Annotated in this window: 11 protein-coding genes; 3 read left to right on the top strand and 8 right to left on the bottom strand. The window is 66.8% G+C overall.

What is annotated here, in order from left to right; all coding sequences use genetic code 11:
- Positions 1–6 precede the first annotated feature (6 nt).
- Positions 7–1,098, bottom strand: a complete 1,092-nt coding sequence (locus AC1Q7H_RS01630) for a glycosyltransferase family 4 protein (protein WP_492380876.1) — start codon at positions 1,096–1,098, stop codon at positions 7–9.
- Positions 1,095–2,384: an O-antigen ligase family protein gene (locus AC1Q7H_RS01625; protein WP_492380875.1), complete on the bottom strand. Its 1,290-nt coding sequence runs from the start codon at positions 2,382–2,384 to the stop codon at positions 1,095–1,097. The genes AC1Q7H_RS01630 and AC1Q7H_RS01625 overlap by 4 nt, the downstream gene beginning before the upstream one ends.
- Positions 2,385–2,738: 354 nt before the next feature.
- On the opposite strand from AC1Q7H_RS01625, the gene AC1Q7H_RS01620 reads away from it, so the two are divergent.
- Positions 2,739–3,563, top strand: coding sequence for an META and DUF4377 domain-containing protein (locus AC1Q7H_RS01620; protein WP_013957706.1), 825 nt, complete (start codon positions 2,739–2,741; stop codon positions 3,561–3,563).
- A 68-nt stretch (positions 3,564–3,631) separates the two neighbouring features.
- Here the strand turns inward: AC1Q7H_RS01620 and AC1Q7H_RS01615 are convergent, their stop codons facing one another.
- From AC1Q7H_RS01615 to AC1Q7H_RS01590, 6 genes are all read right to left on the bottom strand, one after another.
- Positions 3,632–5,149, bottom strand: coding sequence for a TolC family outer membrane protein (locus AC1Q7H_RS01615; RefSeq protein WP_013957705.1), 1,518 nt, complete (start codon positions 5,147–5,149; stop codon positions 3,632–3,634).
- A gap of 75 nt (positions 5,150–5,224) precedes the next feature.
- Positions 5,225–5,548 (bottom strand): rhodanese-like domain-containing protein, encoded by a 324-nt coding sequence (locus AC1Q7H_RS01610; protein ID WP_013957704.1) that lies wholly within the window; start codon positions 5,546–5,548, stop codon positions 5,225–5,227.
- Positions 5,549–5,561: 13 nt separating this feature from the next.
- Positions 5,562–6,215: a protein-L-isoaspartate O-methyltransferase family protein gene (locus AC1Q7H_RS01605; RefSeq protein ID WP_010813784.1), complete on the bottom strand. Its 654-nt coding sequence runs from the start codon at positions 6,213–6,215 to the stop codon at positions 5,562–5,564.
- A gap of 113 nt (positions 6,216–6,328) precedes the next feature.
- Complete coding sequence (locus AC1Q7H_RS01600; RefSeq protein ID WP_492380874.1) at positions 6,329–9,565, bottom strand: efflux RND transporter permease subunit; 3,237 nt, start codon at positions 9,563–9,565, stop codon at positions 6,329–6,331.
- An 11-nt stretch (positions 9,566–9,576) separates the two neighbouring features.
- Positions 9,577–10,689: an efflux RND transporter periplasmic adaptor subunit gene (locus AC1Q7H_RS01595; protein ID WP_492377883.1), complete on the bottom strand. Its 1,113-nt coding sequence runs from the start codon at positions 10,687–10,689 to the stop codon at positions 9,577–9,579.
- A gap of 2 nt (positions 10,690–10,691) precedes the next feature.
- Positions 10,692–11,507, bottom strand: coding sequence for a TetR/AcrR family transcriptional regulator (locus tag AC1Q7H_RS01590; protein ID WP_492380873.1), 816 nt, complete (start codon positions 11,505–11,507; stop codon positions 10,692–10,694).
- A 267-nt stretch (positions 11,508–11,774) separates the two neighbouring features.
- Between AC1Q7H_RS01590 and AC1Q7H_RS01585 the strand changes: the two genes are divergently transcribed.
- The gene (locus tag AC1Q7H_RS01585; protein WP_153956472.1) at positions 11,775–12,080 is read left to right on the top strand and encodes a YkgJ family cysteine cluster protein; all 306 of its coding nucleotides are present in this window, start codon (positions 11,775–11,777) and stop codon (positions 12,078–12,080) included.
- Positions 12,081–12,121: 41 nt separating this feature from the next.
- Positions 12,122–12,682 carry a DUF1439 domain-containing protein gene (locus AC1Q7H_RS01580; protein ID WP_492380872.1) on the top strand — a complete coding sequence of 187 codons (561 nt, stop codon included), beginning with the start codon at positions 12,122–12,124 and terminating at the stop codon, positions 12,680–12,682.
- The last annotated feature ends 48 nt before the right edge of the window (positions 12,683–12,730 follow it).

Below are 12,730 nucleotides of genomic sequence, written 5' to 3'. Positions count from 1 at the left end.
CGGTGCTTACCCTGGTGCCTTGACCAGGGCGTCCCACTGCAGGGCAAGCCGCTCCAGCGTGAAATGGCTTGCCTTGTGGCGGCCACCGGCGCCAAGGTGGTTCGCCAGTTCCGGTTGGCGGATCACCGTCAGCAGCGCCTTGGCCAGCGCATCGGCATCATCCGCGGCAACCATCAGCGCATCCTGCCCCGGTGTGAGCAGTTCGCGTGGTCCGGTCTCGCAATCGGTCGATACGATCGGCAGGCCAAAAGCCATCGCTTCGATCAGCACCAGCCCGAATCCCTCATAGCGCGAACTCAGGCAGAAGACCGATGCATGCCCGTAGGCCTGCGCCGGATCCTGGCAAATACCCGGCAGGCTGGCCCGGTCTTGCAGTTGCAGCTGGCCGATCAGTGAAGTGAGGGCAGGGCGTTCTTCGCCTTCGCCGTGGATGACCAGTTGCCATTCCGGCTCCGCTTCCACTACCTTCTGCCAGGCGCGCAGCAAGACATCAAAGCCTTTCGCCGGAACCAGCCGGCCCATGGCCAGCACGGTCTTCTGCATGCGTGGCGCGGGTTCGGCCGGCATCGGAAATGGCAGCGGATTCGGCAGGCAGACGACCTTGCTGCGCGGCCGCAGTGCCTCAAGCCAGCGGCGGCGGTCCCGCTCTGTCAGCACGACTACCTGCCGGCAGAACTGCGCGGCCAGTCGCCGTGCCACCTTGCGCGCCGGCCTGCCGAGATCCTCGTCGAAATGGCAATGCTCCCACGCGATATGGTGCAGGCCCAGGCCGAGGGTGGCAGGCAGCACGAACAGTTCGAGCATGGTGTCGACCTGTACCAGCACATCGATGCGATGCGCGGTGCAGTGCCTGCGGATGCCGGAAACGGTGCCGAAATAGGCACGTTTGAAAGAGGGCCGTTGCGCGTACAGCGCTTCATGGCGCAAGCGTGGATGCAACGGAAACTGGCTGGCAGCGTCCCAGAGGCTCAGGATGGTGACATGATGGCCAAGGTCGGCCAGCGCATTGGCGATCGTTGCGGTCATCCGTTCCGCGCCGGCCATCGCATTCAAGGTACCGGTCAGGAAGCAGATGTGCCGTCGTGAGTCCTGGCTCAACTGGCCGCCTGCGCGGGCAAGGCGTCCTTGCGCGCAACCACGTAGGCGAAGCACACGGCCATGATCAGGCTGTAGAAGGCATTGACCAGGGTCGTGGCGAACATGACCTCGGTCAGGCCGAACACCATGAAGCCGCAGCACAGGGCCAGGCCCATGGCGCTGGCGACTTGTGTATCCCGATCGTCATTGCGCAGGTGGCGCAGGAAGAAGGCGGCTGGCACAAGATACAGCATGAGCACTGCCAGCAGCCCTGGTATGCCGAGTGTGGCCGCCGCGTGCAGGATGTCATTGTGGGTGTGCGGCATGGTGGCGGCCTCAGCGGTAATCTCGTGCTGTGCCGCCAGGGCCTGCAGAGCCTGTTCGTAGTTGTCCGGCCCCACGCCGGTCCAGGGATGGGCCTGCACCATCTGGAGCGATGTTCGCCACAGCTGTAGCCGTATCCCGATCGAGGTGTCCAGTGTTACATGGTGATCAAATTGAGACAGTTCGGATACAACGTCTGTCGTGCGCTGCTGCACCAAGGGGCTGCCGAACCACGTGAGGACCATGAGACCAGCCAGTCCAGCCAGTGCGGCCGCCTTGTGTACGCGGGTCAATCTGCGTGATGCAGCCAACGCAATCAGCGCCAGCACGGGGATTGCGAGCCAGCCGCCACGCGTGCCGCTGGTGTATGAGGCGTACAGGCCAGCAGAGCCGGCCAGCAGCTTCAGGCCCGATTGCAGATAGCCCCTGGGGCGATCCCATCCAATTGAAATAAGGGAGAGTATTCCCATCAGCATGGAAAGATTGCTAAGGGGAATGATATTGGAGAACCCTACGTGAGCTGGTCGACCGGCAGCTGTCGCCTCATGGATCCAAGCGGCGGAAAGGAGTGCGCAGACCACGAAACCCCACTGAACACTCCGCATCCCGCCCCTGCCAAGCCGTACCATCCCAAAAACCAACGGAATGAACAAAGCAAAGCGCAGGTACAGGTAAGAAACATGCGGCTCCTCCGCCCCCGACAGCAGTTGCTGCAACAGCACTGCCAGCGGCAACGCCGCCATGGCCAGCATGAAGAACCAGTACCTGCGCAGCAGCGCGCCACATTCCGTCCGGCCCGCGCGCCCGCCGGCAACGAGAGTGATGGCGCTCCAGCCGAGCAGGAGTCCGTAGCAGAGGTTGCTAACCGTCGGCTTGACAAACATCAGCGCAGGGAACGCAGCCAGGACGGCACAGGCGGCCAGGTACAGAGCTTTGTCGACCCCATACGATTGGGATCTCTGCAATCTCGTCATCAAGAGCATGGAGAGAGGTTTCCGGAGGAAGGGTTGTGCACTCGGGATGCGGGCCGATCCATCCTTCTTATTATTGTTGCCGCCTGTTGAGCAGCGGAGCCTGTCGGTCACATTGCTGCGCCGGGCGAGGCAATTATATCGGATGGTCAGGGTGGGATTTCTTGACGTTCCGCATCCTAGCCCGCCGACGCGGTTGGGACGTTACAGGATGTATGTGATTTAATCGGTGCTTGACCGGGCTTTGGCGCAACCGCCTTGCTAAACTGATGTATCAGTAGGGGTGCACTTTTCGGCATGCCCTTTGTCAGATCTGTCGATTGCATCCATGCGGCCGTCTTGAGCGGCCTGTTACAGGAGCCCTTCATGCACAGCCGTACCAGCCTGTTCCCCTTCGCCCTGGCTGCCCGCAGCGCGGCCGCCTTGCTGGTGGCAACCGCGCTAGGTGCCTGCACGACCGCGACAGCACCGGACCTCCCCTCCGCTGGCACCAACCTCAACCAGACCCAACCCTCCGGCCCCAGCCGCTGGGAACTGGTGCGCTGGCAGCAGCCCGACGGCGCGCTGCGCGATATCCCGCACGGCGACAACGGCCAGCCCATCATTTTTGAGTTCAATGAGGGCATCGATGCCGCGCAGGGTACGGTCAGCGGCACCAGTGGGTGCAACCGCTTTACCGGCAGCTATGGCAAGACCGATACCGGCATCCGCTTCGACCGCATTGCCGGCACGCGCATGGCTTGCCCGCCGCCGCGTATGGAACTGGAATCGGCCCTGCTCAAGGCGATGCAGACGCCGTTTGCCACGGTCGGCACACAGCCGTCGGCGGGCAGCACGGGTCGGCAGATCATCTGGAAGACTGCCGGCGGTGACCTGCTGCAGTTTGTTGAGCGCGAAGGCCTGGGCAAGCGCGGTGCGAGCGTGGAAGCCGGGGGCGTGGATAAGGTGGTCTACATCGATTCGCAGCGCGTGGAGTGCTCGGGCGTGGGCAAGATGACGTGCTATCGCTGGCGCGAATCGCCGGAGGCGCCGTGGCAGCTCTGGTATGGCCCGATCGAGGGGCTGGACTTTGAGCCGGGCGTGGCCTACAAGCTGCGCGTGCGTGAGTACCAGGTGCCGAACCCTCCGGCGGATGCGTCGTCGATCCGCTGGCAGCTGCTGAAGGTGGAGTCGCGTACGCGGGCGAACTAGGGCGCGACGTCGTTCATGCAAATGGGCCGCAATTGCGGCCCATTTGCGTTGCGGCGCGCTGCGGAGGATCAGGTGCGCGGTGCGCCGGCAGGCGTGGCTTCGCGCCGCGTGCCGCGGCGCTCGACCGAGGCGCGCGGGGTTGCCGGGGCCCTGGCGCCGGCCTGGGCGGGCGCGGGCAGCTTGTACAGCGCACCGGGCGACGAGGTCAGCAGGGTGTTGATCTGCACCACGTCGGCTTCCTGCAGCACGCCAGTGGAGGCCTTCAGCCTCAGGCCGTTCATGATGGTGTCGTAGCGGGCTTTGGCGAGGTCGCGCCGGGTGGAGAACAGTTGCGCTTCGGCGTTCAGCACGTCGATATTGATGCGCACGCCCACTTCATAGCCGAGCTGGTTGGATTCCACCGCGCTGGTGGCCGAGCGTTCGGCGGCTTCCAGGGCCTTGACCTGGGCCAGGCCGTTGGACACGCCGGAGTAGGTCTGGCGTGCCGTCTGCGCGGCGGTGCGGCGCGCGAATTCCAGGTCGCTGGCGGCCTTGTCGGCCAGGGCCAGGGTCTCGCGCACGCGCGACTGGATCTGGCCGCCGGCGAAGATCGGCATGGTCAGTTGCACGCCGATCTGCGAGGCGTTGTAATGGGTGGAGATCGCCTGCGTGGCGCTGCCGGTCTGGTTGGTGAAGCCGTATGACGCCACCAGATCGACCGAGGGCAGGTGGCCGGCCTTGGCCTTGTTGGTCTCGCGCTGGGCGGTTTCCAGGTTGTAGCTGGCCAGGTTCACCTGCAGGTTGCTGGTCTCTGCCTGCGCGGCCCAGGCGTTGACGTCGGGCGGCTGCGGGCCAGGGATGGGCGCCTCGGGGCGCAGGCCCAGCACTTCGTCGACCGGCTTGCCGGTGATCTGCTGCAGCGTGGCGCGCTTGATCTCCAGGTCGCTCTGCGAGGCGATCTCGGTCGAGGTGGCCAGATCGTAGCGGGCCTGGGCGTCGTTGGTGTCGGTGATGGTGGCGGTGCCGACTTCGAAATTGCGCTTGGCCTGCTCCAGCTGCTCGGAGATGGCCTTTTTCTGCGCGCGTGCCAGGTAGAGGTTGTCCTGTGCCGCCAGCACGTCGAAGTAGGCCTGCGCGCTGCGGGTGATCAGGTCGAGCTCAGCCTGGTGGAAGCTGACTTCACCGGCGAGCGACGCCAGTTCGCCCTGCTTGTAGGTTTCCCAGCGGTCCCAGCGGAACAGCGGCTGGCTCAGTTGCAGCTGCCAGTTGTTGTTGTTGAAGAAGCGCGTGCCGGAGGCGCTGGCCCCGGCGCCGACCGGCAGCGAAGCCGTCTGGTCGAGCTTGGTGCGGTTGGCGCCCGCGGTGCCAACCACCTGCGGCAGCAGCCCGGCGCGGCCCTGGGGCAGCCGCTCGCGTGTGGCCAGCAGCTGCGAGCGCGCGCTGGCAAACTGCGCGTCATTGGCTTGCGCATCGCGATAGACCTGCAGCAGGTCGGCCGCGCTTGCCGGTGCCGCCGGCAGCATGGCCAGCAGCGGGGCAAGCACGGAAACCGCGATCGCCAGGCGTGTCCGGATCACTCCGGGCAGGGCGTTGGGCGCAAACGTCATGAAAGCTCCAGGTTGCCGGGCGCGGGCCGCGGCTACAGTCATTTCTTCTTGGTGTTGCTGTGCTGGACTGCCGCTTCAGTACTTCGGCATGGCCGGGTCGACATCGCTGGCCCAGGCGTCGACGCCGCCGGTCAGGTTGTAGACCCTTGCGTAGCCCTGGCGCTCCAGGTAGGCCGCCACCTGCATGCTGCGTGCGCCGTGGTGGCAGATGCAGACGATGTCGGCGTCTTCGTCCAGTTCGGCCGCGCGCGCGGGGATGTCCCGCATCGGGATGTGGGTGATGCCGGGCATGGCGCAGGTCTGCACCTCCCAGCCTTCACGCACGTCGAGCAGGACCGGTTTGGCGCGGCTGGCATCGGCCAGCCACTGGGCCAGTTCGGCCGCTTTGATGACCTGCATGGTGGTTACGTCCTCAGAACTGGAATTGCGACGGCCGGGCCGCGCCCTGCAGGGGCTTGACCGCAGTTTCGAACAGGTTGACGACCTGGTATTCGGTCTCGGACACGCGCGTGACCAGGCGCGCTTCCATCACCGGCAGCTCGCCGATGAAGGCGGCGATGCGGCCGCCCACCTTGACCTGCGACAGGATCGACTGCGGAATCGCCGGCAGCGAGCCCGAGATGCAGATCACGTCGTAGGGCGCGGCGGCGCTCCAGCCGTCGGCGGCGTTGCCTTCGGCCACGTCGACGTTGGTGACGCCGGCGTTGGCCAGGTTGGTGCGGGCCAGCTCAACCAGCTCGGGCACGATGTCCACGGTCAGCACGTGGCGCGCGCGGTTGGCCAGCAGGGCGGCCATGTAGCCGGAGCCGGCGCCGATTTCCAGCACGTTCTCATGCTTGCGCACGGCCAGGTCCTGCAGGATGCGGGCTTCCACGCGCGGGGCCAGCATGTTCTGCCCGGCGGGCAGCGGAATCTCCATGTCGACGAACGCCAGCGAGGCGTACGCGGCCGGGACGAACTGCTCCCGCTTGACCACCGCCAGCAGGTCCAGGATTTCCTGGTCCAGCACGTCCCACGGGCGGATTTGCTGTTCGATCATGTTGAATCGGGCTTTTTCGAGATCCATCTTGCCATTCCTTACCAATGCCAACCGCTGTCGGTCTGTGCGCCGGCCGCGCGGTGCCACGGCCGGACAGTCTTATCAAACCCTTTATTTTAACCTTGCAGACGCCGCCGGGCTCATTCCGCGCTGGCGTCCGCCGGGGCCGGCCGGTCCGGAGCCGCTTGCCGGCCGGGTGCGGGCGGGGCGTGCGCTGCGGGCCCGCTGGCCGCCTTGCCTTGCCACAGCCGGCGCAGCCAGGCCCCGAAATCATCAAGATACGTATAGATCACCGGCACCACCACCAGCGTCAGGATCGACGAGGTAATGATCCCGCCGATCACGGTCTGGCCCATCGGCGCGCGCTGCTCGGCACCTTCGCCCAGGCTGAAGGCCAGCGGCACCATGCCGAAGATCATCGCCAGCGTGGTCATCAGGATGGGGCGCAGCCGCACGCGCGCGGCCTCCACCAGCGCCGCCTCGCGCGACAGCGGCTGGCGGCCGTCGGCGCCGTCGACATGGCCCTGGCGCGCCTGGTTGGCGAAGTCCACCAGCAGGATCGCGTTCTTGGTCACCAGCCCCATCAGCATGATGAAGCCGATGATCGAGAACATGTTCAGCGTCGAGCGGAACAGCAGCAGCGCCGCGAACACCCCGACCAGCGTCAGCGGCAGCGAGGTCATGATGGCGATCGGCTGGAAGAAGCTGGCGAACTGCGAGGCCAGGATCATGTAGATGAAGATCACCGCCAGCGCCAGCGCCGACACGGCGTAGCCGAAGGACTCGTTCATCGACTTGGTCGAGCCGCCAAAGCGGTACTTGTAGCCGGCCGGCCAGTTCATGCCGTCCAGCGCGGCCTTGACGTCGCGTGCGACTTCGCCCGCCGAGCGCCCGGCCACGTTGGCGGTCAGCTCGACCTCGCGGTTCAGGTCGCGCCGGCTGATCTGGTTGGCGCCGGTGGTCGGCACCAGCTCGGCGATCTGGCGCAGCGGCACCATCCTGGGCGAGCCGTCGGCGTTGGTCTGGCTGCTCGCGATCATCAGCGCGCTCAGGTCGGCCATGCCGGTGCGCGCGTCCTTGGGCAGACGCACGCGCACGTCGTAGTTCTCGTCATCCGGCGCGCGCCATGAGCTGATGGCGTCGCCGGCCAGCAGCGGGCGCAGGGCGTTGCCGATCTGCGCCACGCCCACGCCCAGGTCCGAGGCCAGCTCGCGCCGGATGCGCACCTCGATGGTGGGGCGGTCGTCCTTCATGCTCGAGTCCAGGTCGGCCAGGCCGCGGATCGCTTTCATGCGCGTGCCCGCTTCCCTGGACAGGCGCCGCAGTTCGTCCAGGTCATCGCCCTGGATCGATACCTGGATCGCCTTCTGGCCGCCGGCGCCGTCGGGCATGCCCACCATCGTCAGCGTGATGCCGGCAATGGCCGCCAGGCGCTGCCGGATCAGCGGGTTGAGCTGCGCGGTGGACAGCTGGCGCGAGCGCCGCTCGGTCAGGCGCACCGACACCAGCGCATTGTTGCGGCCCGAGGCATTGCCCGAGTTGATGGTGGCGTAGGTGTAGGCCACTTCGGGGAAGGATTTCAGCGCGGCTTCCACCTGCCGCACCTTGGCTTCGGTGACTTCGATCGAGGTGCCCACCGGCGTGGTGAAGCCCACCTGGGTCTCGCCCAGGTCGGCATTAGGCACGAATTCCGTGCCGATCAGCGGCACCAGCGCAAAGCTGCCGAAGAAGGTCACCGCGGCGATGATGGCAGTGGCCAGCCGGTGCTTCAGCGCCCAGCCCAGCATGCCGGCATAGCCGTTGCCAAGCTTGTCCATCTTTGCCGAGAACCAGTCCAGCAACCGCCCCACCGTGCGCCCGTACCAGCTCTTCTTGTTGCCGGTGCCGTGCAGGTCCGGGTCGTGCCAGACCGACGACAGCATCGGGTCCAGCGTGAACGAGACGAACATCGAGATCAGCACCGCTGCCACCACGGTGATGCCGAACTGGTGGAAGAAGCGCCCGATGATGCCGCCCATGAAGCCCACCGGCAGGAACACCGCCACGATCGAGAAGGTGGTGGCCAGCACCGCCAGCCCGATCTCGTTGGTGCCGTCCAGCGCCGCAGTGCGGTGGTCCTTGCCCATCAGGTTGTGGCGCACGATGTTCTCGCGCACCACGATGGCATCGTCGATCAGCAGGCCCACGCACAGCGACAGCGCCATCAGCGTGATCACGTTGAGCGTGAAGCCGCACATATACATCACGCCGAAGGTGCCGATCAGCGCAATCGGCAGCGTCAGCCCGGTGATCACGGTGCTGCGCCACGAACCCAGAAACAGGAACACGATCGCCACCGTCAGGAAGGCTCCTTCCAGCAGCGTCGATCGCACCTCCTTGACGCTGCTGCGGATGCCGCGCGCGGTGTCGTTGACCACGTTCAGCTGCACGCCAGCCGGCACCAGCTTGCGTGTTTCTTCGGTCATGCGCACCAGGCCGTCGACGGTATCGACGGTGTTCTGGCCCTGTGCCTTCACCACCGACAGGAACAGCGCGCGCTTGCCGTCCAGCAGCGCCAGGCTTTCCTGCTCTTCCTGGCCGTCGCGCACGTCGGCAATCTCGCCCAGCGTCACCGGCTGGCCGGCGCGGCGCGCCACGATGATCTGGCGGAACGCCTCCGGCGTGGGCACGCGGCCCTTGATCTGCACCACCGTTTCCGTGGCCGAGGAACGCAGCTCGCCCGCGGGCAGTTCCTGGTTCTCGTTGCGGATGGCGTTCATCACCTGGTCCACGCCGATCCCCAGCGCCTCGAGCTGCGCGGGCCGGATGCGAATCTCGACCTCGCGCTTGGTGCCGCCCACGATATTGATGGCGCCCACGCCGCGCACGGTCTCCAGTCGCTTGCGCACGATCTGGTCGGCGATGGTGGTCAGCTCGCGCTGGCTGCGGGTGGCGCCCGGTGCGTTCGAGACCGAGAGATAGAAAATCGGTGCGTCGGACGGGTCATAGCGCAGCACGCGCGGTTCCTTCACCTCGTCGCGGAACTGCGGGCGGATCAGCGCAATCTTGTCGCGCACGTCCTGCGCGGCCTGGCCGACGTCGACGCTCAGGTCGAACTTGATGACGACGACCGAAGTGCCCTGGTAGGAGTGCGAAAAGATCTCGTCGATGCCCGAGATGGTGTTGACGATCTCCTCGACCTTGCGCGTGACGTCGGACTCCACCGACTCGGGCGCGGCGCCCGGGTATTCGGTCTGCACCACCACCACCGGGAAGGTGATGTCGGGGAACTGGTCGACCGGCAGCCGCTGGTAAGAGAACAGCCCCACCACGATGAAGGCCATCATCATCATGGTGGCCAGCACCGGGTTGCGGATCGACAGGCGGGTGAACCACATGGCGCGGGTCCCTACGCCTTGACGCGCTTTACCTGGCTGCCGCTGCGCAGCGTGCCAAGGTTGTTGCGGACGATCTCGGTGCCGGCGTCCAGCCCCGAGACGATTTCCACCATGCCGCTGGCCTCGTCGCGGATGCCAAGCTGCACCGGGCGCTCGGCCAGCGTGTCCTTGTCGATGGCATAGACGAAGGCGCGCTCGCCTTCCGTGCGCACCGCCGAGGACGGCACTGCCACTACGCCGGCCCGCTCGCCCAGCACCAGCGCGCCGCGCGCGAACATGCCGGCGCGCAGCGTCTGGTCTGCATTCTCGACGCGGATATAGACCATGATGCTGCGCGTGCCCTGGCTGACGGCCGGGTTGATGCGTACCAGCTTGCCGGTAAAGCGGCCGGCGCCTTCCACGTCCAGCGCCACCGGCTGGCCGACCGCGGCGCGCGCCACGTCCGCCATCGGGATCGGTGCTTCCAGTTCCAGCACGCGCAGGTCGACCACGTCGACCAGGCGCGTATCCGGCGAGACCTTCTCGCCCGGCTGGACCGCGCGCGCGGCCACCATGCCGTCGAGCGGCGCCTTGACTACGGTGTCGGCCAGCGCCTTCTGCGCCACCGCCAGGCCGCCCTGGGCGGCGTCAAGGTTGGCGCGGGCGACGTCCAGGTCGGCCTGGTACTTGTCGAACGCGGTCCTGGAGATAAAGCCCTTGCCGACCAGTTCGCGGTTGCGCTCCCAGGTCTGGCGCGAGTTCTCGAACTGTCCGCGCGTGGCCAGCATCTGGCCGCGCGCCTGCGCGACCTTGGCCTCGTACTCGGTGGGATCGATGCGCACGATCACCTGGCCGGCGCGCACCGGCTCGCCTTCGCGCACCAGCACCGTCTTGACCTCGCCGGAGACCTTGGCCTTGACCGAGGCCTGGTTTAGCGCACGCAGGCTGCCCGACAGCGGCAGCGACACCCGGAGGTCCTGGCGCGCAACGCTGACCAGGTCGGTCTGCAGGAATTCCACCACGTTGACGGCGGCCTGTGCCGGCGTCTGCGGCTGGCGCGCGCTGCCGGCCTTGCGCACGGCGACCGTGGCGGTCAGCGCAAGGGCGACGCAGGCGGCGGTGATCAGCAGGGTCTTTCGCTTCATGTTCAGGGGCCGGGTCGCGGCGCGGGGGGATCGGGGTCGGCGTCGGCTTCCATGGCGGCGGCGCGCTGCGCCAGCATGTCGTCGCGGATGCGTTCCCAGATGTAGGGGCCGGTCTGCGGCGGCAGCGGGCGATTGCGGGCGTCGCCGCTGGTGAGCCCGAACAGCAGCGTGTCCAGCAGGCCGTCCAGGAAGGCCTCGGGGTCGATGTCCTTCTCGGCGGTGGCACGCAGCGCGCGCTGCCACAGCATCAGGAACACCAGCGGCGCACAGACCAGCGTCGTGGTGGGGTTGGCCGGCATGGCGCGGAATTCGCCGCGCGCTACACCACGGGCCAGCACCTTGGCGAACAACTCGTCGCCCGGCACCATCACTTCCTGGTTATAGAAACGGGCGATGTCCGGGAAATTGGCCGACTCGGCCATGATCAGCTTGGTCAGTCCCGCCACCGGCGTGGCGCCGATCAGGCCCCACCAGCCGCGCAGCAGCTCGCGCAACAACTCGGGCGTGCTGCCGTCGTAGGCGTCGACCAGGTCGGAGCCGCGCGCCAGTGCCGGCACCAGGTTCGCGCGTACCACCGACTTGAACAGCTCTTCCTTATTGGCGAAGTAAAGATAGACCGTGCCCTTGGACACGCCGGCCGCGGCGGCCACGTCTTCCAGCCGCGTGGCCGCATACCCGCGCTCCACGAAGAGGTCGAGTGCCGCGGCCACCAGCTCTTGCGGGCGGGCGGCCTTGCGCCGGCTCCAGCGCGGCGTGTCGGCGTCCTTGTGAGGATCGGCGGGCGTTTTCACGGATGTCTTGCGGGTCCTGCGGGGCACGGGGGCGGGTCGGAAAGTTAATAACTTGTCGGTCAGTAATGTAGATGAGCGCCATGGGAGGGTCAAGCACAGGCCGGCGACCCTCGGGAACACACCGAGACGGCACTGAGGCTATATTACGATTTGTGGCTTATGGTGCGCTTTTTCCGGCGGTGCGCGGGCGCGGCTTACTGCGTTTTCCTTTTCTTACAGGACGGCAGCGGCCCTTCGGGCACAATGTCCTCTTTGCGCTGGCCGCCTGGCGGCCGCCCATCCTGAACCATCGTCATGAGTTGCCGGTCAGACCTTTCCTGCCGCGCGGGCTGCGGCGCCTGCTGCATCGCCCCGTCGATCGCCTCGCCGCTGCCCGGCATGCCTGGCGGCAAGCCGGCGGGCGAGCCGTGCGCGCAGCTATTGCCGGATATGCGCTGCGCGGTGTTCGGCAGGCCGGACCGGCCTGCGTTCTGCGGCGGCCTGAAGCCGTCGGCCGAGATGTGCGGCGATTCGCGCGAAGCCGCGCTGCACTGGCTGACACGGCTGGAAATCCTGACCGCGCCGCAGACCACGCCCGGGCGGCCCGGTGCGCGCGCATGACGCCTGGTACGCGACCCGACTATCCCGCAATCGGAGGCAATATGATCCGGACTTCCCGACGGCGCTGGCTTGCCGCGGCTGGCGCGGCCACGCTGGCCGTGGTCCTGGCCGCCTGCGGCGCCTTCCGCAACGAATACACCTTCTCGCAAAGCCAGCTGCAGGCGGCGCTGGAGCGCAAGTTTCCGTTCAACAAGCGCTATATGGAGCTGTTCGACATCCAGCTGGCCAACCCGCAGCTGACGCTGGACCCGGCGCGCAACCGCGTCAACGTGCAGTTCGACGCCATGATCGACAACAAGCTGTTCTTCAACCGGGCCCTGTCAGGGCGTTTTGCGCTGGACAGCGGCCTGCGCTATGACGAGCCCACGCGCTCGGTGGTGCTGCAGGACCCCGAGGTGCAGCGCTTCGACGTCCAGGGCATGCCCGCGCAGTTCTCGCGCCAGCTCAACGCCCTGGGCGGCATCCTGGCCGAGCAGCTGCTGCAGGGCTATCCGCTCTATACCTTCCGCGAAGACCAGCTGCGGGTTGCCGGCATGAATGTGGCACCCGGTACAATCACCGTTTTGCCCGACGGCATCAACGTCAAGATCAACCGCCCCTGACCGGGGCGCTCAAACAACAATCCAGGGCGGTCCCGGCGCGCATGCCGG

The sequence above is a fragment of the Cupriavidus sp. GW823-FHT06D04 genome (genome assembly GCF_058795055.1).
The sequence above is the reverse complement of the archived record's forward strand: the minus strand, read 5'-3'. Positions and strand labels throughout refer to the sequence as shown.